Annotated in this window: 21 protein-coding genes; 18 read left to right on the plus strand and 3 right to left on the minus strand. The window is 71.3% G+C overall.

Annotated features, from left to right (window positions below; genetic code table 11):
- Positions 1 to 88: 88 nt before the first annotated feature.
- The 5 genes from rpsM (at position 89) to truA (ending at position 3,656) form a co-directional block, all read left to right on the plus strand.
- Entirely contained in the window at positions 89 to 469 is a 381-nt protein-coding gene (rpsM, locus tag ACIQ8J_RS08625) for a 30S ribosomal protein S13 (protein WP_053727621.1), read from the plus strand.
- A 71-nt stretch (positions 470 to 540) separates the two neighbouring features.
- Positions 541 to 945 carry a 30S ribosomal protein S11 gene (gene rpsK, locus ACIQ8J_RS08630; protein ID WP_003956432.1) on the plus strand — a complete coding sequence of 135 codons (405 nt, stop codon included), beginning with the start codon at positions 541 to 543 and terminating at the stop codon, positions 943 to 945.
- 126 nt (positions 946 to 1,071) lie between these two features.
- Positions 1,072 to 2,094 carry a DNA-directed RNA polymerase subunit alpha gene (locus ACIQ8J_RS08635; protein WP_010473911.1) on the plus strand — a complete coding sequence of 341 codons (1,023 nt, stop codon included), beginning with the start codon at positions 1,072 to 1,074 and terminating at the stop codon, positions 2,092 to 2,094.
- Between the two features lie 106 nt (positions 2,095 to 2,200).
- Positions 2,201 to 2,689, plus strand: coding sequence for a 50S ribosomal protein L17 (rplQ, locus tag ACIQ8J_RS08640; protein ID WP_403268362.1), 489 nt, complete (start codon positions 2,201 to 2,203; stop codon positions 2,687 to 2,689).
- Positions 2,690 to 2,774: 85 nt separating this feature from the next.
- On the plus strand, positions 2,775 to 3,656 hold the full coding sequence (truA, locus tag ACIQ8J_RS08645) for a tRNA pseudouridine(38-40) synthase TruA (RefSeq protein WP_403268364.1): 882 nt from the start codon (positions 2,775 to 2,777) through the stop codon (positions 3,654 to 3,656).
- Here truA and ACIQ8J_RS08650 read toward each other — a convergent pair.
- Positions 3,627 to 4,469, minus strand: coding sequence for a hypothetical protein (locus ACIQ8J_RS08650; protein ID WP_403268367.1), 843 nt, complete (start codon positions 4,467 to 4,469; stop codon positions 3,627 to 3,629). The two genes, truA and ACIQ8J_RS08650, sit on opposite strands and share 30 nt — an antisense overlap.
- Positions 4,470 to 4,525: 56 nt before the next feature.
- Between ACIQ8J_RS08650 and ACIQ8J_RS08655 the strand changes: the two genes are divergently transcribed.
- The 4 genes from ACIQ8J_RS08655 (at position 4,526) to glmM (ending at position 8,914) form a co-directional block, all read left to right on the plus strand.
- Complete coding sequence (locus ACIQ8J_RS08655; protein WP_403268369.1) at positions 4,526 to 6,148, plus strand: ABC-F family ATP-binding cassette domain-containing protein; 1,623 nt, start codon at positions 4,526 to 4,528, stop codon at positions 6,146 to 6,148.
- A 299-nt stretch (positions 6,149 to 6,447) separates the two neighbouring features.
- Positions 6,448 to 6,891 (plus strand): 50S ribosomal protein L13, encoded by a 444-nt coding sequence (gene rplM, locus ACIQ8J_RS08660; protein WP_053727625.1) that lies wholly within the window; start codon positions 6,448 to 6,450, stop codon positions 6,889 to 6,891.
- Between the two features lie 42 nt (positions 6,892 to 6,933).
- Positions 6,934 to 7,452, plus strand: coding sequence for a 30S ribosomal protein S9 (gene rpsI, locus ACIQ8J_RS08665; protein WP_399055857.1), 519 nt, complete (start codon positions 6,934 to 6,936; stop codon positions 7,450 to 7,452).
- A 103-nt stretch (positions 7,453 to 7,555) separates the two neighbouring features.
- The gene (gene glmM / locus ACIQ8J_RS08670; protein WP_403268372.1) at positions 7,556 to 8,914 is read left to right on the plus strand and encodes a phosphoglucosamine mutase; all 1,359 of its coding nucleotides are present in this window, start codon (positions 7,556 to 7,558) and stop codon (positions 8,912 to 8,914) included.
- A 99-nt stretch (positions 8,915 to 9,013) separates the two neighbouring features.
- On the opposite strand, the gene coaA is transcribed toward glmM, so the two are convergent.
- A complete protein-coding gene (gene coaA, locus ACIQ8J_RS08675) occupies positions 9,014 to 10,003 on the minus strand; it encodes a type I pantothenate kinase (RefSeq protein ID WP_403268375.1) in 990 nt (329 codons plus the stop codon).
- A 149-nt stretch (positions 10,004 to 10,152) separates the two neighbouring features.
- On the opposite strand from coaA, the gene glmS reads away from it, so the two are divergent.
- From glmS to ACIQ8J_RS08715, 8 genes are all read left to right on the plus strand, one after another.
- Positions 10,153 to 12,000, plus strand: a complete 1,848-nt coding sequence (gene glmS / locus ACIQ8J_RS08680) for a glutamine--fructose-6-phosphate transaminase (isomerizing) (RefSeq protein ID WP_403268378.1) — start codon at positions 10,153 to 10,155, stop codon at positions 11,998 to 12,000.
- Complete coding sequence (locus tag ACIQ8J_RS08685; protein WP_403268380.1) at positions 11,997 to 12,365, plus strand: holo-ACP synthase; 369 nt, start codon at positions 11,997 to 11,999, stop codon at positions 12,363 to 12,365. Before glmS ends, ACIQ8J_RS08685 begins: the two co-directional genes overlap by 4 nt.
- Before the next feature lie 124 nt (positions 12,366 to 12,489).
- Positions 12,490 to 13,911 carry an NAD(P)H-hydrate dehydratase gene (locus ACIQ8J_RS08690; protein ID WP_403268383.1) on the plus strand — a complete coding sequence of 474 codons (1,422 nt, stop codon included), beginning with the start codon at positions 12,490 to 12,492 and terminating at the stop codon, positions 13,909 to 13,911.
- A 103-nt stretch (positions 13,912 to 14,014) separates the two neighbouring features.
- Positions 14,015 to 14,968, plus strand: coding sequence for a L,D-transpeptidase family protein (locus ACIQ8J_RS08695; protein ID WP_403268386.1), 954 nt, complete (start codon positions 14,015 to 14,017; stop codon positions 14,966 to 14,968).
- Positions 14,969 to 15,025: 57 nt separating this feature from the next.
- The gene (alr, locus tag ACIQ8J_RS08700) at positions 15,026 to 16,180 is read left to right on the plus strand and encodes an alanine racemase (protein WP_403268389.1); all 1,155 of its coding nucleotides are present in this window, start codon (positions 15,026 to 15,028) and stop codon (positions 16,178 to 16,180) included.
- Positions 16,181 to 16,195: 15 nt separating this feature from the next.
- On the plus strand, positions 16,196 to 17,431 hold the full coding sequence (locus ACIQ8J_RS08705; protein WP_403268392.1) for an alpha/beta fold hydrolase: 1,236 nt from the start codon (positions 16,196 to 16,198) through the stop codon (positions 17,429 to 17,431).
- Positions 17,400 to 17,909 carry a tRNA (adenosine(37)-N6)-threonylcarbamoyltransferase complex ATPase subunit type 1 TsaE gene (gene tsaE / locus ACIQ8J_RS08710; RefSeq protein ID WP_403268395.1) on the plus strand — a complete coding sequence of 170 codons (510 nt, stop codon included), beginning with the start codon at positions 17,400 to 17,402 and terminating at the stop codon, positions 17,907 to 17,909. Before ACIQ8J_RS08705 ends, tsaE begins: the two co-directional genes overlap by 32 nt.
- A gap of 153 nt (positions 17,910 to 18,062) precedes the next feature.
- Entirely contained in the window at positions 18,063 to 18,239 is a 177-nt protein-coding gene (locus ACIQ8J_RS08715; protein WP_403268397.1) for a hypothetical protein, read from the plus strand.
- Between the two features lie 39 nt (positions 18,240 to 18,278).
- Here ACIQ8J_RS08715 and ACIQ8J_RS08720 read toward each other — a convergent pair whose 3' ends face one another.
- Positions 18,279 to 18,878 (minus strand): hypothetical protein, encoded by a 600-nt coding sequence (locus ACIQ8J_RS08720; RefSeq protein WP_403268400.1) that lies wholly within the window; start codon positions 18,876 to 18,878, stop codon positions 18,279 to 18,281.
- Positions 18,879 to 18,969: 91 nt separating this feature from the next.
- Here ACIQ8J_RS08720 and tsaB point away from each other — a divergent pair, with 91 nt between their 5' ends.
- Positions 18,970 to 19,623 carry a tRNA (adenosine(37)-N6)-threonylcarbamoyltransferase complex dimerization subunit type 1 TsaB gene (gene tsaB, locus ACIQ8J_RS08725; RefSeq protein ID WP_403268403.1) on the plus strand — a complete coding sequence of 218 codons (654 nt, stop codon included), beginning with the start codon at positions 18,970 to 18,972 and terminating at the stop codon, positions 19,621 to 19,623.
- The last annotated feature ends 72 nt before the right edge of the window (positions 19,624 to 19,695 follow it).

Here is a 19,695-nt window from a genome sequence, read left to right on the forward strand (position 1 = left end):
CGGCGGGGGCCGGGGACCCGAAACGTACCTAGTACGGCGGTCGGGAGTGGTACTGCGGAAGACCCCCGAAAACAACTGGAGCCAGTAAATGGCACGCGTTTCCGGTGTTGACATCCCGCGCGAAAAGCGTGTGGAGATCGCACTCACCTACGTCTTCGGTATCGGGCGCACCCGGTCCAAGGAGATCCTCGCCTCGACGGGCGTGAACCCGAACACCCGCGTTCGTGACCTGGCCGAAGAGGACCTGGTCAAGATCCGCGAGTACGTGGACGCCAACCTCCGCACCGAGGGTGACCTTCGCCGTGAGGTCGCCGCCGACATCCGCCGCAAGGTCGAGATCGGCTGCTACCAGGGTCTGCGCCACCGTCGTGGTCTGCCGGTCCACGGTCAGCGCACCAGCACGAACGCTCGTACCCGCAAGGGCCCGCGTCGCGCCATCGCCGGTAAGAAGAAGCCGGGCAAGAAGTAGTCCACAGCGGACGCTTTTCAGCGGTCTTCGCTGTAGGACCGATCACCTCCCCTCTCCAGCTGGAGTAAGACATGCCCCCCAAGGGTCGTCAGGGCGCTGCCAAGAAGGTGCGCCGCAAGGAAAAGAAGAACGTCGCTCACGGCCACGCGCACATCAAGAGCACGTTCAACAACACCATCGTCTCGATCACGGACCCCTCGGGCAACGTGATCTCCTGGGCGTCCGCCGGCCACGTCGGCTTCAAGGGCTCCCGCAAGTCGACTCCGTTCGCCGCGCAGATGGCCGCCGAGTCGGCCGCCCGCCGCGCGCAGGAGCACGGCATGCGCAAGGTTGACGTCTTCGTCAAGGGCCCGGGTTCGGGTCGCGAGACCGCCATCCGTTCGCTTCAGGCGACCGGTCTTGAGGTCGGCTCCATCCAGGACGTCACCCCCACGCCGCACAACGGCTGCCGCCCGCCCAAGCGCCGCCGCGTCTGACGCACGGCTGCTTGTACAGGTTTTCGGGCGGTACGGCTCTCCGGAGGCGTGCCGCCCGTACCCTTGCAGTACGCAGTACCCAGCAGGGCATCAAATAGTGGGTGCCCATGACTGAAGGATCTCCACATGCTTATCGCTCAGCGCCCTTCGCTGACCGAAGAGGTTGTTGACGAGTACCGCTCGCGGTTCGTCATCGAGCCCCTGGAGCCGGGCTTCGGCTACACGCTCGGCAACTCCCTGCGTCGCACGCTCCTCTCCTCGATCCCCGGTGCCGCTGTCACCAGCATCCGGATCGACGGTGTCCTGCACGAGTTCACCACCGTGCCGGGCGTCAAGGAGGACGTCACCGACCTCATCCTGAACATCAAGCAGCTGGTCGTCTCCTCGGAGCACGACGAGCCGGTCGTGATGTACCTGCGCAAGCAGGGTCCCGGCCTGGTCACCGCTGCCGACATCGCCCCGCCGGCCGGCGTCGAGGTGCACAACCCCGACCTGGTGCTCGCCACGCTCAACGGCAAGGGCAAGCTGGAGATGGAGCTGACCGTCGAGCGCGGTCGCGGCTACGTCTCCGCCGTGCAGAACAAGCAGCTGGGCCAGGAGATCGGCCGTATCCCGGTCGACTCCATCTACTCCCCGGTGCTCAAGGTCACGTACAAGGTCGAGGCGACCCGTGTCGAGCAGCGCACCGACTTCGACAAGCTGATCGTCGACGTCGAGACCAAGCAGGCCATGCGTCCCCGTGACGCCATGGCGTCGGCCGGCAAGACCCTGGTCGAGCTGTTCGGTCTGGCCCGTGAGCTGAACATCGACGCCGAGGGCATCGACATGGGCCCGTCCCCCACGGACGCCGCCCTCGCCGCCGACCTGGCGCTGCCGATCGAGGAGCTTGAGCTCACCGTTCGTTCGTACAACTGCCTCAAGCGTGAGGGCATCCACTCCGTGGGTGAGCTCGTGGCGCGCTCCGAGGCCGACCTGCTCGACATCCGCAACTTCGGTGCGAAGTCGATCGACGAGGTCAAGGCGAAGCTGGCCGGCATGGGCCTGGCCCTCAAGGACAGCCCGCCCGGATTCGACCCGACCGCCGCGGCCGACGCCTTCGGCGCCGACGACGACGCGGACGCCGGGTTCGTCGAGACCGAGCAGTACTAAGAGAATTGCGGGGGGCTCACGCCCCCCGTACCCCCCTCTTGCGACCGCTTGAGGGAACTGACACCGGTACCTGATACGGCCGGTGCAGCACACAAGGAGAAACACCATGCCGCGTCCCGCAAAGGGTGCCCGTCTGGGCGGCAGCGCCGCGCACGAGAAGCTGCTCCTCGCCAACCTGGCGAAGTCGCTCTTCGAGCACGGCCGGATCACGACGACCGAGGCCAAGGCCCGCCGCCTGCGTCCGGTCGCCGAGCGCCTGATCACCAAGGCGAAGAAGGGCGACATCCACAACCGTCGCCTGGTGCTGCAGACGATCACCGACAAGGGCATCGTCCACACCCTCTTCACCGAGATCGCGCCGCGCTTCTCTGAGCGTCCGGGTGGTTACACCCGTATCACCAAGATCGGCAACCGCCGTGGTGACAACGCTCCGATGGCCGTGATCGAGCTGGTCGAGGGCGAGATCGCCAAGAAGGCGACCGTTGCCGAGGCCGAGGCCGCCACCGTGCGCGCCGTCAAGGAGTCCGACGCCAAGGCTGCTGAGGCCGAGGTCGTCGAGGACGCCAAGCCGGCCGACGAGGCGAAGGACGCGTAAGCGTTCTGCAGGCTGGTGAACGGGCCCGTTCCCTTCGGGGGGCGGGCCCGTTCTGCTGTGTGGGTGCTTTGAGAGGATCTGTTACGTGAGTGATGAGGTGGAGCCCGGCCTCGTCCGGGTGCGGCTTGACCTGTCGTATGACGGCAAGGACTTCTCCGGCTGGGCCAAGCAGCCCGGCGGGCGGCGGACCGTCCAGGGCGAGATCGAGGGCGCGCTGCGCACGGTGACGCGCTCGGAGGAGACGTACGACCTGACCGTGGCCGGGCGTACGGACTCCGGGGTGCACGCGCGCGGGCAGGTCGCGCACGTCGACCTCCCCGAGGACGTGTGGGCCGAGCACCGCGAGAAGCTGCTGCGGCGCCTTGCCGGGCGGCTGCCGCACGATGTGCGGATCTGGCGCGTCGCCAAGGCCCCGAACGGTTTCAACGCGCGCTTCTCGGCCGTCTGGCGGCGGTACGCGTACCGGGTGACCGACAACCCGGGCGGTGTCGACCCGCTGTTGCGCGGTCATGTCCTGTGGCACGACTGGGAGTTGGACGTCGAGGCGATGAACGCGGCCTCCGCCGACCTGCTCGGCGAGCACGACTTCGCGGCGTACTGCAAGAAGAGGGAAGGCGCCACCACCATCCGGACGCTCCAGGAGCTTTCCTGGGTGCGCGGGGACGACGGGATCGTCACCGCGACCGTGCGCGCGGACGCGTTCTGCCACAACATGGTGCGCTCGCTGGTCGGGGCGCTGCTGTACGTCGGTGACGGGCACCGGGGTCCCGAGTGGCCCGGCAAGGTCCTCGCGGCGGCGGTGCGCGACTCCTCGGTGCATGTGGTGAAGCCGCACGGGCTCACCCTGGAGGAAGTCGGCTACCCCGCCGACGAGTTCCTCGCCGAGCGCAGCAGGCAGGCGCGGAACATGCGGACCCTGCCGGTTGTTGACGGTGTGTCAGGCGGCGGGGACGGCGGCTGCTGCTGAGGCCTGGTTGCGGCCGCGGGCGACGATCTGGTCGAAGGCGAACTTCGCGAGGTCGTCGCCCGCGGTGAAGACGGCGGCGTCGCCCTGCGTCACGTTCTTTCCGTTGGCGAAGCCCCCGGTCGTGAAGTAGGCATAGCGGCCATAGGCGTTGGTGGTCTGGCGGCAGACCGAGCCGCCCCGGCAGAAGGTGTCCACGCCCGAGCCGGACAGCGAGGCGACGCCGCCCGACGCCTGGTCCTTCGCCTTCTTCGCCTGGACGTCGGTGTCGAAGACCGCGACGCCGACCGTGACGGCGACCCCGTCCTTCGTGTACGTGGCCCGGATGACCTGGCGGCAGCCGTTGTTGTTGAGGACCGGGCCGAGCGCGCCCTGGGTGACCGAGGAGCAGTCGGTGGCCCTGTCGGTGGGGCCCTTGGCGTACACGCCGCTGCCCAGCGTCAGGCTGCTGCCCGGGAAGAGGGTGTCGGCGCTGAGCGGCGCCTTGTCCTTCTTCGCGTCCGCGACGTAGTCGTACGGGTTGGGCGGGGGCGGCGGGGCCACCTTGGAGAACGAGGGCCCCGGCTGGGCGCTGTTGCTGGGCAGCGCCGGGGGAGAGGGCAGCTGGTCGGCGGACTTGCCGTCGTCCTTCGAACCCGCGTTGACGATGACGGCGGCCACCACCGCGACGACCACCGCCGTCGCCACCGTGCCGCCGCCCATGAACAGCCACTTCCGGCGCCGGCTGCGCGCGGCCGACTGGTCGGCGAGCGCCGCCCAGTCGGGTGTCTGCTGGTCCCCCGGGCCCCACGCGGGTCCCCCTTGCCCAAAGCTCATGCCGCGCATCCTAATTCGATTGTTCAGGGGGGCAGGGGCTGGGTGACAATCCGCCCATGGGACATCTAGAGGCTGCACACCTGGAGTACTACCTGCCGGACGGGCGGGTGCTGCTCGGCGACGCGTCGTTCCGGGTGGCGGAGGGCTCGGTGGTGGCCCTGGTCGGCGCCAACGGGGCCGGCAAGACGACGCTGCTGCGGATGATCTCCGGGGAGCTCCAGCCGCACGGCGGCTCGGTGTCCGTGAGCGGTGGACTCGGGGTGATGCCGCAGTTCGTCGGCTCCGTACGCGATGAGCGCACGGTGCGTGACCTGCTGGTCTCCGTCGCCCAGCCGCGGATCCGGGAGGCGGCGGCCGAGGTGGACGCGGCCGAGCACCTGATCATGACGGTGGACGACGAGGCCGCGCAGATGAAGTACGCGCAGGCGCTGAGCGACTGGGCGGAGGCGCGCGGGTACGAGGCCGAGACGGTCTGGGACATGTGCACCATGGCCGCGCTCGGCATGCCCTACGACAAGGCCCAGTTCCGCGAGGTGCGCACGCTCAGCGGCGGCGAGCAGAAGCGGCTGGTGCTGGAGGCGCTGCTGCGCGGGCCGGACGAGGTGCTGCTGCTTGACGAACCGGACAACTATCTGGACGTGCCGGGCAAGCGGTGGCTGGAGGAGCGGCTGCGGGAGACCCGCAAGACCGTGCTGTTCGTCTCGCACGACCGGGAGCTGCTGTCCCGGGCCGCCGAGCGCATCGTGAGCCTGGAGCCGAGCCCGGCCGGTACGGACGTGTGGGTGCACGGCGCCGGATTCGGCACGTACCACGAGGCCCGCCGGGAGCGGTTCGCGCGCTTCGAGGAGCTCAAGCGGCGCTGGGACGAGGAGCACGCGCGGCTGAAGGCGCTGGTGCTGCGGCTGCGCAACCAGGCAGCGATCAGTCCGGACATGGCGTCGCGCTACCACGCGATGCAGACCCGCTTCAAGAAGTTCGAGGAGGCGGGCCCGCCGCCGGAGCCGCCGCGCGAGCAGGAGATCACCATGCGGCTGCGCGGCGGCCGTACCGGTGTACGCGCCCTGACCTGCGAGAACCTTGAGCTGACCGGGCTGATGAAGCCGTTCTCGCTGGAGGTCTTCTACGGCGAGCGGGTCGCGGTCCTCGGCTCCAACGGCTCCGGGAAGTCGCACTTCCTGCGGCTGCTCGCGGGAGATCCGTCGGTCACGCACACCGGGAACTGGAAGCTGGGGGCGCGGGTCGTGCCCGGCCACTTCGCGCAGACCCACGCGCACCCCGAGCTGCTCGGGCGCACGCTGGTCGACATCCTGTGGACCGAGCACGCCAAGGACCGGGGCGCCGCGATGTCGGTGCTGCGGCGGTACGAGCTGGAGCGGCAGGGGGACCAGCCCTTCGAGAAGCTCTCCGGCGGCCAGCAGGCCCGCTTCCAGATCCTGCTCCTGGAGCTGGCCGGCACGACGGCGCTGCTCCTCGACGAGCCGACGGACAACCTGGACCTGGAGTCGGCGGAGGCGCTGCAGGACGGTCTGGAGTCGTACGACGGCACGGTGCTCGCGGTCACCCACGACCGCTGGTTCTCGAAGACGTTCGACCGCTATCTGGTGTTCGGCTCGGACGGCGTCGTACGCGAGACGCCGGAGCCGGTGTGGGACGAGCGCCGGGTGGAGCGGGCCAGGTAGGGCGCCCCGGCCCGTTCGCGGTCACTGCGTTTTGGCAGGTCAGGGCGTGGTGCGGCCGATTCCGGCCCGGTCGGTCCCAGGCGGTTTTGACCCGCCCGGGGGCGCCCGGGTATTCTTCCGTTTTGTTATGCGTATTGGCTTGGTCGTTCTCACGCGAGGGGCCCTTACGTAGGTTCTCTGGAGCAGTTACCAGTGGCTCGCATACGGGCAGCGTCCCCGGCATTGTGAGCCCCAGCTGCATGATCGCTTCAGGGTGCAATGTGTCTGGACCCCATCCACTAAGAAGCGAAGGCTACGAAGTGCGTACGTACAGCCCCAAGCCCGGCGACATCACTCGCCAGTGGCACGTCATTGATGCCCGGGACGTCGTCCTGGGTCGTCTGGCGACCACCGCCGCGAACCTCCTCCGGGGCAAGCACAAGCCCGTCTATGCGCCCCACATGGACATGGGTGACTTCGTCATCATCATCAACGCCGACAAGGTTCACCTGTCCGGCAACAAGAAGACCCAGAAGATGGCCTACCGCCACTCCGGCTACCCGGGCGGTCTCCGTTCGGTGCGCTACGACGACCTCCTGGCGAACAACCCGGAGAAGGCCGTCGAGAAGGCCATCAAGGGCATGATCCCCAAGAACACCCTGGGCCGTCAGATGCTCTCGAAGCTGAAGGTCTACTCGGGCGACCAGCACCCCCACGCTGCCCAGCAGCCGGTGCCGTTCGAGATCACCCAGGTCGCGCAGTAGTTCCGGCCACCCCCTAAGACGTAAAGAAATCTGAGGAGAATCGTGGCCGAGACCACCGTCGAGACCCCGCTTGAGGGCGACGAGACCTACGCCGAAGTGACCACCTTCGAGTCCGAGGTGCCCGTCGAGGGCGAGTACACCTCCGAGTCGCTGGCGTCCCGCTTCGGTGACCCGCAGCCGGCCGCCGGCCTGGGTCGCCGCAAGAACGCCATCGCCCGCGTCCGGATCGTTCCGGGCACCGGCAAGTGGAAGATCAACGGGCGTACGCTTGAGGACTACTTCCCGAACAAGGTCCACCAGCAGGAAGTCAACGAGCCCTTCAAGGTGCTCGAACTCGACAACCGCTACGACGTCATCGCCCGCATCTCGGGTGGCGGCGTGTCCGGTCAGGCCGGCGCCCTGCGCCTCGGCGTGGCCCGCGCGCTGAACGAGGCTGACGTGGACAACAACCGCGGCGCCCTCAAGAAGGCCGGCTTCCTCTCCCGCGACGACCGTGCGGTCGAGCGCAAGAAGGCCGGTCTCAAGAAGGCCCGTAAGGCTCCGCAGTACAGCAAGCGCTAAATCCGCGCCTGCCCGTACGGCTTTCGTTCGCCCCGGCAGCACTTTCCGTGCTGCCGGGGCGTTCGTCTATCACCTGGCACTTTGAGGTTTTCGGAGGACAGACGTGGGACGACTCTTCGGCACGGACGGCGTGCGCGGTGTCGCCAACTCGGATCTGACGGCTGAGCTCGCGCTCGGCCTGTCGGTCGCGGCGGCGCACGTGCTCGCCGAGGCGGGGACCTTTGAGGGGCATCGGCCGACCGCCGTGGTCGGTCGCGACCCCCGCGCGTCGGGAGAGTTCCTGGAGGCCGCGGTCGTCGCGGGCCTCGCGAGCGCGGGCGTGGACGTCCTGCGCGTCGGTGTGCTGCCCACCCCCGCGGTGGCGTACCTCACCGGTGCGCTGGGTGCCGACCTCGGTGTGATGCTCTCGGCCAGCCACAACGCCATGCCGGACAACGGTGTCAAGTTCTTCGCGCGCGGCGGCCACAAGCTCGCCGACGAGCTGGAGGACCGCATCGAGGCGATCTACGAGCAGCACCGCACGGGCGAGCCGTGGGAGCGCCCGACCGGCGCCGGCGTGGGCCGCGTCAGGTCGTACGACGAGGGCTTCGACCGGTACGTCGCCCACCTCATCGGGGTGCTGCCCAACCGCCTCGACGGTCTGAAGGTCGTCCTGGACGAGGCGCACGGCGCGGCCGCGCGGGTCTCGCCGGAGGCGTTCACGCGGGCCGGCGCCGAGATCATCACGATCGGTGCCGAGCCGGACGGGCTCAACATCAACGACGGCTGCGGCTCCACCCACCTCGGCCTCCTGAAGGCGGCCGTCGTGGAGCACGGCGCCGACCTCGGCATCGCGCACGACGGCGACGCCGACCGCTGCCTGGCCGTGGACGGCGCGGGCAACGAGGTCGACGGCGACCAGATCCTCGCGGTGCTCGCCCTCGCCATGCGCGAGGCGGGCACGCTGCGCGGCAACACCGTCGTCGGCACCGTCATGTCCAACCTGGGCTTCAAGATCGCCATGGAGCGCGAGGGCATCGAGCTCGTCCAGACGGGGGTCGGCGACCGCTACGTCCTGGAGTCGATGAAGGAGCACGGGTACGCGCTCGGCGGCGAGCAGTCCGGCCACGTGATCATCCTCGACCACGCGACGACCGGCGACGGCACGCTCACCGGTCTGATGCTGGCCGCCCGGGTCGCCGCGACCCGCCGCTCGCTCGGCGAGCTCGCCGCCGTCATGGAGCGGCTGCCGCAGGTCCTGGTCAACGTCCCCGACGTCGACAAGTCCCGGGTCACCACCTCCGCCGAGCTCGGCGCCGCGGTGGCCGAGGCCGAGCGTGAGCTGGGCGCCACCGGCCGGGTGCTGCTGCGCCCGTCGGGCACCGAGCCGCTGGTCCGCGTCATGGTGGAGGCCGCCGACATCGAGCAGGCCCGCTCGATCGCCGGCCGCCTCGCCGATGTGGTCAAGTCGGCGCTGGGCTGAGGCAGTTGACGCTTTCGCCGGCTCGTCCAGAGTTTCTGGGCGGGCCGGCGAAGGCGTTCCGGACTTCGCCGGGGTGAGCGAGAGCGTCCCCGCGACGGTTCAGAGCTTGCGCAGGGAGATCTTCTGGATCTTGTGATCGGGTCCCTTGCGCACGACGAGCGTCGCCCGCCCGCGGGTGGGCGCCACATTCTCCACCAGGTTGGGCCGGTTGATGGTCCGCCAGGTCGTGCGCGCGTAGTCCAGCGCCTCCTCCTCGGAGACCTGGGTGTACTTGCGGAAGTACGAGAACGGGTTCTGGAACGCGGTCTCGCGCAGCTTGCGGAAGCGGTTGAGGTACCAGGTCTCGATGTCCTCGGTGCGGGCATCGACGTACACGCTGAAGTCGAAGTAGTCGGCGAGGCCGACCCGGGTGCGGCCGTCCTGGCCCGGCAGCGCGGGCTGGAGGACGTTGAGGCCCTCCACGATCAGGATGTCCGGCCGGCGCACCACGAGCCGCTCGTCGGGCACGATGTCGTAGATGAGGTGCGAGTAGACGGGCGCGGTCACCTCGTCCTTGCCCGCCTTGATGTCCGCGACGAACCGGGTCAGGGCCCTGCGGTCGTAGGACTCGGGGAAGCCCTTGCGCGACATCAGGCCGCGGCGCTGGAGCTCGGCCATCGGGTACAGGAAGCCGTCGGTGGTGACCAGCTCCACCCTGGGGTGCTCGGGCCAGCGGGCGAGCAGCGCCTGGAGCAGTCGGGCCACGGTCGACTTGCCGACCGCGACGGAGCCCGCCACCCCTATGACGAACGGGGTGCCGCGCTGGGTGCCGTGCCCGTTGCCCGCGTCGCCCAGGAAGGTGTTGAGCGTGCCGCGCAGATTGGCGGTGGCCTCCACGTACAGGTTGAGCAGCCTCGACAGCGGCAGGTAGATGTCCCGCACCTCGTCGAGGTCGATGACGTCGCCGAGCCCGCGCAGCCGCTCGACCTCGTCGGCGGTCAGCGGCAACGGCGTCTTGTCGCGCAGCGCGCTCCACTCTGCGCGGGTCAGGTCCACGTAGGGAGTCGCCTCCGGCTTGCGGTGGGCGCTCCGTGGCGGCGAAGTGATCACCTCCCCATTGTGGGTGGTGCGGCTCCCGCGTGGGGGGTGGGGTGGGTCACGTGGGGCCAGGGGGCGTCCGGGCACGAAACCGGCCGAAGGGTTCCACGGGGTCCACGGGATGGCCCGGGAAAGCGGTGCCGCGGTCGTAGGCTGCCGCCATGTGCGGAATCGTGGGATATGTAGGCGGGCAGTCGGCGCTCGACGTCGTGGTCGCGGGGCTGAAACGGCTGGAGTACCGCGGATACGACTCGGCGGGTGTCGCGGTGCTCGCGGACGGCGGGCTGGCGGCGGCGAAGAAGGCGGGGAAGCTGGTCAATCTGGAGAAGGCGCTCCTGGAGGCGCCGCTGCCCGCCGGGGGGACCGGCATCGGGCACACCCGGTGGGCCACGCACGGCGGGCCCACCGACGCCAACGCGCATCCGCACCTGGACAACGCGGGGCGGGTCGCGGTCGTACACAACGGGATCATCGAGAACTTCGCCGCGCTGCGGACCGAGCTGGCGGAGCGCGGCCACACACTCGCCTCCGAGACGGACACCGAGGTCGTCGCGCACCTCCTCGCCGAGTGCTACTCCTCTTCCGAGGACCTGGCGGAGGCCATGCGGCAGGTGTGCCGGCGCCTTGAAGGCGCGTTCACGCTGGTCGCGGTGCACGCGGACGAGCCGGACGTCGTGGTGGGCGCGCGGCGCAACTCGCCGCTCGTCGTGGGCGTCGGCGAAGGGGAGTCCTTCCTCGCCTCCGACGTCGCCGCCTTCATCGCGTACACCCGGTCCGCGATCGAACTGGGCCAGGACCAGGTGGTCGAGCTGCGCCGGGACGGGGTGAACGTCACCGACTTCGACGGGGCGCCGGCCGAGACCCGGGCCTACCACGTGGACTGGGACGCCTCGGCCGCCGAGAAGGGCGGCTACGACTACTTCATGCTCAAGGAGATCGCCGAGCAGCCGAAGGCGGTCGCCGACACGCTCCTCGGGCGGATCGACGCGGCGGGCTCGCTGACCCTGGACGAGCTGCGGATCCCCGACGCGGTGCTGCGGGAGGTCGACAAGGTCGTCGTCGTGGCGTGCGGGACGGCGTACCACGCCGGAATGATCGCGAAGCTCGCGATCGAACACTGGACCAGGATTCCGTGCGAAACGGAGCTCGCGAGCGAATTCCGCTACCGCGATCCGATCCTCGATCAGCGCACGCTCGTCATCGCCATCTCGCAGTCCGGCGAGACCATGGACACCCTGATGGCGCTGCGGCACGCCCGCGAACAGGGCGCGAAGGTGCTCGCGATCTGCAACACCAACGGGTCGACGATCCCGCGGGAGTCGGACGCGGTGCTGTACACGCACGCGGGTCCCGAGGTCGCCGTCGCCTCGACCAAGGCCTTCCTCACCCAGCTGGTGGCCTGCTACCTCGTCGCCCTGTACCTGGGTCAGGTGCGCGGCACCAAGTGGGGCGACGAGATCCGGGCCGTCGTGCACGACCTCGCCGAGATCGCCTCCGAGGTCGACCGGGTCCTCGAAACCATGGAGCCCGTACGGGAGTTGGCGCGCTCGCTCGCCGACAAGGACACCGTGCTCTTCCTCGGTCGGCACGTCGGCTACCCGGTCGCGCTCGAAGGCGCGCTCAAGCTCAAGGAGCTGGCGTACATGCACGCCGAGGGGTTCGCGGCGGGCGAGCTCAAGCACGGGCCGATCGCGCTGATCGAGCAGGACCTGCCGGTGGTGGTCGTGGTTCCCTCGCCCCGGGGCCGGTCGGTCCTGCACGACAAGATCGTGTCCAACATCCAGGAGATCCGGGCGCGCGGGGCCCGGACGATCGTGATCGCGGAGGAGGGGGACGAGGCCGTGGTGCCGTACGCCGACCACCTGATCCGGATCCCGGCCACGCCCACGCTGCTCCAGCCGCTGGTGGCGACCGTGCCGCTCCAGGTCTTCGCCTGCGAGCTGGCGACCGCGCGCGGCAACGAGGTGGACCAGCCGCGCAACCTCGCGAAGTCGGTCACCGTCGAATGATCATCGGGGTGGGGATCGACGTGGCGGAGATCGTACGGTTCGAGGAGTCCCTTGAGCGGACCCCGGCGCTGCTCCAACGGCTGTTCGTGGAGCGGGAGTTGATGCTGCCGAGCGGGGAGCGGCGCGGGGCCGCCTCGCTGGCGGTGCGGTTCGCGGCGAAGGAGGCCCTCGCGAAGGCGCTGGGGGCGCCGGGAGGGCTGCACTGGACGGACGCGGAGGTGTACGTCGAGGAGAGCGGGCAGCCGCGGGTGCGGGTGCGGGGGACCGTGGCGGCGCGGGCGGCGGAGCTGGGGGTTCGGCAGTGGCATGTTTCGCTCAGCCATGACGCGGGGGTGGCGTCGGCGGTGGTGATCGCGGAGGGCTGATCTTTCCCCACCCCGCCCCTTCCCGGACAAGGGGCAACTTCCAGCCTCTCCGGCGTTTGAGGAGCGGGGTCTGGGGCGGAGCCCCCAGTTTCGGGAAGGGGCGGGGTGGGGGAGAGTTGGGCCCATGCGTACCGCTTACTCCGTCGGGACAATCCGGGCCGCCGAGGCCGAGCTCATGGGGCGGCTGCCGGAAGGCGCGCTCATGCAGCGGGCCGCCGCCGGGCTGGCCGCGGCCTGCGCCGCCATGCTGGGGCGGGTGTACGGCGCCCGGGTCGTGCTGCTCGTCGGCAGCGGGGACAACGGCGGCGACGCGCTGTACGCGGGGGCCCGCCTCGCCCGCCGCGGCGCCGGAGTCCACGCGGTGCTGCTCGCCCCCGACCGCGCCCACCGGGGCGGCCTCGCCGCGCTGACCCGGGCCGGCGGACGCGTCGCCGACGACCCGTACGAGGTGCTCGCCGTCGCCGACCTCGTACTCGACGGCATCACCGGCATCGGCGGCCACGGCGGCCTGCGTCCCGACGCGGTGCCGGTCGCACGGGCCGCCCGCGGGTCGAACGCGCTGGTGGTCGCCGTCGATCTGCCCAGCGGCGTGGACGCGGGCACCGGCGAGGTGGCCGGCGAGGCGCTGCGGGCCGATGCGACGGTCACGTTCGGGGCGTACAAGCCGGGGCTGCTCATCGACCCCGCGCGGGAGTACGCGGGGGCGGTGCGGCTGATCCCCATCGGGCTCGACCTGCCCTCGGTCCCCGATGTCGAGGCGCTCCAACACGCCGACGTGGCCGACCTGTTGCCGGTTCCGGCGGCCGGGAGCGACAAGTACCGGCGGGGGGTCCTCGGGGTCGTCGCCGGGTCGGCGCGGTATCCCGGCGCGGCGGTCCTCGCGGTGGCCGGGGCGCTGCGGGGCGGCGGCGGGGCCGTGCGGTACGTGGGGCCCGGCGCCGATGCGGTGATCGCGCGTTTCCCGGAGACCCTGGTGTCGGACGGCTCGCCCGCCAAGGCCGGGCGGGTGCAGGCGTGGGTGGTGGGGCCCGGTCTCGGCGAGGAGCCGGGCGTGGCCGAGGTGCTGGCCTCCGACGTGCCGGTGCTGGTGGACGCGGACGGGCTGCGCGGTCTCGATCCGGATGAGGTACGGGCCCGGTCGGCGGCCACCCTGCTCACCCCGCACGCGGGCGAGGCGGCGGCGCTGCTCGGCGTCCCGCGCGAGAAGGTCGAGGCCGAGCGCCTGGCCTCGGTGCGCGAACTGGCCGCCCGGTACGGCGCGACGGTCCTCCTGAAGGGCTCGACCACGCTGGTCGCGGACGCCGAAGGACCGGTCCGGGTCAATCCGACCGGCACCCCCTGGCTGGCCACGGCCGGCAGCGGCGACGTGCTGTCCGGCCTCGCGGGCTCGCTGCTCGCCGCCGGTCTCCACGCGCGGGACGCCGGCTCGGTCGCCGCCTACCTGCACGGCCTCGCGGGCCGCCACGCGGCCCAGGGCGCCCCGACGACGGCGTACGCGGTGGCAGAGGCGCTGCCGGGGGTGTGGCGGGATGTGACGGGGGTCTGACCGCCCCGGGCCCCCGGCCGCGCTCCCACGCTTGGCCCACAGCCGGGTGACATGTGCCGCGCGGCTTCCGCGACACGCCCGGAGCGCGGGGTTCGCTGGGCGCATGACCAAAGGACAAACACGTAAGAAACGTCAGAAATGGGGCGCGCGTGGGCTGGTGCTCGCGGCCGCGCTCGCACTCGGGGCCGCCGCCCCCGCGGCGGACTACCCACTGCCCCCGCCGCCCGGCATCCCCGCACCCCCCGCCCCGCCCGCGCCGGGGGCCGCCGAGACCGTGCCCGCCGATGTGCTGGTGCCCGGGGTGCCGCTCGATCCGAAGGCCGCCCCGCTCGACACCCCCGACCAGGTGCTGCCGCCGCTCGTGTATGAGCCTTCGAGCGCCGAGGACCGGGTCGAACCCGCCGCGGCGCCCGAGGGCGCGGACCGGCTCGTCGAGTACGTGCCGCGGGAGGAGCTCGCGGCCAAGGCCGGCAGCTGCACCACCAGGACCGGGCCCTACCAGCGGCAGGTCGAGCGCTGGCTGGGGCTCAGGGCGGACGGCAGGCAGTCCGCCGCGGACTGCGCCGCGATCCGCAAGTTCCAGCAGGCGCAGGGCATTCAGCCCACCATCGGCTTCGCGGGCCCGGTCACCTGGTCCCGGATGCAGTTCCTGTCGGCGCGCAAGAATCCCAACGCCGCGCACAAGTGCCCCGTCAAGGCGCAGCGGGTGGCCTGTGTGGATCTGACGCGGCAGCTGATGTGGGTGCAGACGGGCCAGAAGGTGACGTTCGGACCGGTCCCGATCCGCAGCGGGCGGGCCGGCCTGCCCACCCGGGCCGGCTGGCACAAGATCTACTGGCGGCACAAGAACCACTGGTCGACGATCTACCACCAGTCCATGCCGTACGCCCAGTTCTTCGACGGCGGCCAGGCCTTCCACGCCATCTACCACAGCGTCTACACCAGCGTCGGCAGCCAGGGCTGTGTGAACCTCAGCGTGTCGGACGCCCACAAGCTCTGGGACGTCCTGCGCAAGGGCGACTCCGTCTATGTGTGGGGGCACCGGGACGGCACCTGAGCGCGTGTGTCCCGCGGCACAATCCGGGTCCCCGTACGCTCTGAGAGACTTGGCGCGATGACCGCGAAGACACAGAACCCCGCCGTGCGCGCCCGCGCCGAGATCGACCTGGGCGCGCTGCGCGCCAACGTGCGTACGCTGCGCGCCTGTTCACCCGGCGCGCAGCTGATGGCCGTGGTGAAGGCGGACGCGTACGGACACGGCGCGGTGCGGTGTGCCAGGGCGGCGCGGCAGGCCGGTGCGGCCTGGACGGGCACCGCCACCCCCCTGGAGGCGCTCGCCCTGCGCGCCGCCGGCATCGACGGCCCGATGCTGTGCTGGCTGTGGACGCCGGGCGGGCCCTGGCGCGAGGCGATCGAGGCGGACATCGACGTCTCGGTCAGCGGGATGTGGGCGCTGCGCGAGGTCACCGACGCGGCCCGCGCCGCCGGGCGCACCGCCAGGATCCAGCTCAAGGCCGACACCGGGCTCGGCCGCAACGGCTGCCAGCCCGCCGACTGGCCGGAACTGGTCCATGCCGCGCTCGCCGCCCCCGAGGTGACGGTCACCGGCCTGTGGTCGCACTTCGCCTGCGCCGACGAGCCGGGGCACCCCTCGATCGCGGCCCAGCTCTCCGTCTTCCAGGAGATGCTCGCGTTCGCCGAGAAGGCGGGCGTCACGCCTCAGGTGCGGCACATCGCCAACTCCCCGGCGACGCTCACGCTCCCCGAGACGCACTTCGACCTCGTACGCACCGGCATCGCGATGTACGGTGTCTCGCCTGCCCCCGAGCTCGGCACCTCGCGGGAGCTCGGACTGCGGCCCGTCATGACGCTCGCGGCCTCGGTGGCGCTGGCCAAGCAGGTTCCGGCGGGTCACGGCGTCAGTTACGGGCATCACTACATCACCGGGAGCGAGACCACCCTCGGCCTCGTCCCGCTCGGATACGCCGACGGCATCCCGCGGCACGCCTCGGGGCGCGGTCCGGTTCTGGTCGGTGGGAAAGTACGTACTGCGGCGGGCCGGATTGCCATGGACCAGTTCGTGGTCGACCTTGAGGGGGACACGGTCGAGCCGGGCGCGGAGGCGATCCTGTTCGGACCGGGCGACCGGGGCGAGCCGACGGCCGAGGACTGGGCCGAAGCCGCGGGCACCATCGGCTACGAGATCGTGACCAGGATCGGTGCACGGGTGCCCCGCGTCTATCTGAATGAGTGTTCCGACGACGAGTAAGAGCGGAGCGGCACGGTGAGCGAGACCAGCACGGGGGACGCCGTCGCATCCGCGGTCCAGGATGCCCAGTCGGCGCTGGGCAACTGGCGCCTGGCGGGCATCGCGGGGGCCGCGATAGGTGTGGTGGCGGCGGGCGCGGCGGCGGGGGTCGCCATAGAGCGGCTCACCGTCGGGCGCGGCATGCGCATGAAGGCGCGCCTGGCGCTCGACGCGGCCGGGCCCTACGGGGCGCTGCGGGGCACGCCGGGCAAGGCGGTCGCCGACGACGGCACCGTCCTGTACTACGAGACCGACGAGGTGGAGCCGGAGGCGGGGTCCAACGGCTCGCGCAGGCGCAGGCTCTTCGGGCGCAAGCCCCCGGCCCCGGTCACCGTGGTGTTCTCGCACGGCTACTGCCTGAGCCAGGACTCCTGGCACTTCCAGCGGGCGGCGCTGCGCGGAGTGATCCGCACGGTGTACTGGGACCAGCGCAGCCACGGCCGCTCCGACCGCGGCAAGGCCCAGCGCGACGGCGTGCCGGTCGACATCGACCAGCTCGGCCGCGACCTGAAGGCCGTCATCGACGCGGCCGCACCGGACGGCCCGCTGGTCCTGGTCGGCCACTCCATGGGCGGCATGACGATCATGGCCCTGGCCGACCAGTACCCCGAGCTGATCCGGGAGCGCGTGGTCGGCGTCGCCTTCGTCGGTACGTCCTCGGGCAAGCTGGGCGAGGTCAACTACGGGCTTCCGGTGGCCGGGGTCAACGCGGTGCGCCGGGTGCTGCCGGGGGTGCTCAAGGCGCTCGGCTCGCAGGCCGAGCTGGTGGAGCGGGGGCGGCGGGCGACGGCCGACCTGTTCGCGGGCATGATCAAGCGCTACTCGTTCTCCTCGAAGGACGTCGACCCGGCGGTCGCCCGGTTCGCCGAGCGGTTGATCGAGAGCACGCCGATCGATGTCGTCGCGGAGTTCTACCCCGCCTTCGCCGAGCACGACAAAGCCGAGGCGCTGGCGGTCTTCGCGGAGGTTCCGGTCCTGGTCCTGGCCGGGGACCGCGATCTGGTCACGCCCAGCTCGCACAGCGAGACCATCGCCGATCTGCTGCCCGACGCGGAGCTGGTCATCGTGCCGGACGGCGGGCACCTGGTGATGCTGGAGCACCCCGAGACGGTCACCGACCGCCTCGCCGACCTCCTGGCCCGGGTCGGCGCGGTCCCGCAGGCCGCTAACGTTGGGACGTATGGAAGCACCGCACAGCAGCCCGGCGGCTGACGCCGGCACCCGCCTCACCCTCAACTCCCCTTCCGAAATGCAGGAGTTGGGCCACCGCATCGCCAAACTGCTCCGCCCCGGCGATCTGGTGATGCTCACCGGCGAGCTCGGCGCGGGCAAGACGACCCTCACCCGCGGCCTCGGCGAGGGCCTCGGCGTCCGGGGCGCCGTGACGTCGCCCACCTTCGTCATCGCCCGGGTCCACCCCTCGCTGGTCGGCGGGCCCGCGCTGGTGCACGTGGACGCGTACCGGCTCGGCGGGGGGCTCGACGAGATGGAGGACCTCGACCTCGACGTGTCGCTGCCCGAGTCCGTGGTGGTCGTGGAGTGGGGCGAGGGCAAGGTCGAGGAGCTCTCCGACGACCGGCTCCAGGTGCTGATCGACCGCGTGGTGGGCGAGACCGACGACGACCGCAGGATCGTCACGATCACCGGGATCGGAGCCCGCTGGACCGGCGCCGGGGTCGAGAGCCTCTGACGACGCGCCGGCGGCGCGACGGGAGGGTGCCGTACATTCCGACAAGACGTCGGCAAAATGTTGCGCGGGTCGCACCAGGCGTGGTCACATGGAGACAGAGACCTGGTTAGGTCTACCTAACCGCGCCTTCTTCCGCAGCCTCAGGAGGCCGCCATGACCGTGCCGGAACGCGAAGCGAAGCCGCAGGCCCCGCGGGGCGTACCGGTGCCGCCCAAGGTGTCGGTACACGATGTGCTCGCCTCGTGCGCCGCTGCCAGCGCGGTGTCGACCCCGCCGCGCGAGAGCGCCCCGCCCGCCGCCGAGGACGACGCCCGCAAGGACGCCGCCTAGCCCATTCGGGTGTACGTCGCCGGTGCCGGGTGCCCGGGGTTACGGGACGACGACGACCTTCGAGTTGACGGTCGCGAACGTCCACATCGCGTTGCCGTCCGCCCGCTTCATGCGGATCCCGCCGGTCTTCCTGTCCGTCTTGGGGCTCGCCGTCGAGCCGTCGACCGCCGCGCTGAAGCCGATCGCCACGTTCTGGACGCTCGCGAACCGCACCACGTGCTCGACCGCGACGCCGTCCGAGCCCGTGACGTTGCCCGAGCGCGAGGTCACGATGTAGGTGCCCGGCTTCGGGCTGATCGTGGACGGCGTGACCGCGAACGTCTTCGGCGTCTTCGTCACACCCATCAGCCACACCCGCTTCGCGCCGAGCGCGTACACGACCCGTACGCCGGTGCCCGAGTCCGCCGGCACCGAGAGGTCCTCCCGGGTGGCGGGCGCCCCCGGGAGTGGCGCGTTCGACGGCTTCGCGGAGGGGGACGCGCTGGTGCCGGGGGCCGCCAGTTCGGCGGCCGGGGGCGCGCTCGCCGAGGCCTGGAAGGCGAGGAAGCCGACCACCGCGAGAGCGGCCACGGTGAGCGCGGCCACGAATCCCGAGCTGCTCCTTGCCACCTGGGCTTCCCCTTTCATACGTACGTGCATGCCTACGGTCATACCTGCGGCTGACGGTAGCAGCAGGTGACGGCTCGGACGGGACGCCGTGCCCCCGGCGCCTTGGTCGTAGGCTGTTCGCGTGCTCTTGCTCGCCGTTGATACCGCCACCCCCGCCGTCACCGTCGCCCTGCACGACGGCACCGCCGTCGTCGCCGAGTCCAGTCAGGTCGACGCCCGCAGGCACGGGGAGCTCCTGCTGCCCGCCGTCGAGCGGGTGCTCACGGAGGCCGGGCTGAAACTCGACGCCGTGACGGACCTGGTCGTCGGGGTCGGCCCCGGCCCCTACACCGGGTTGCGGGTCGGCCTGGTCACCGCCGCGACCTTCGCCTCCGTGCTCGGCGTCCCCGTCCACGGCCTGTGCACCCTGGACGGACTCGCCTACGCCTCCGGCATCGAGGAGCCCTTCGCGGTCGCGACGGACGCGCGCCGCAAGGAGGTCTACTGGGCGAGATACGACGACTTCCGTACGCGCGCGGGCGAGCCCGGGGTCGACCGGCCCGCCGACATCGCGGCCGAGCTGAGCGGCCTGCCCGTCGTGGGCGCGGGCGCCGTGCTCTACCCGGAGGCGTTCCCCGACGCGCGCGGCCCCGAGCACCAGTCGGCGGCGGCGCTCGCGGACCTCGCGGCCCACAAGCTGGCCGAGGGCTCGGCGTTCCTGCCGCCCACCCCTCTCTACCTGCGCCGCCCGGACGCGCAGGTGCCCAAGAACTACAAGGTGGTCACCCCGAAGTGACCTCGTCCCACCCGTCGCCCGACCACCGCCCCTCAACGACGCCGCTTCGCGGCGACCCCCGTCCATCGCTGC

The organism is Streptomyces sp. NPDC094147 (genome assembly GCF_044764265.1).
GTDB lineage: Bacteria > Actinomycetota > Actinomycetes > Streptomycetales > Streptomycetaceae > Streptomyces.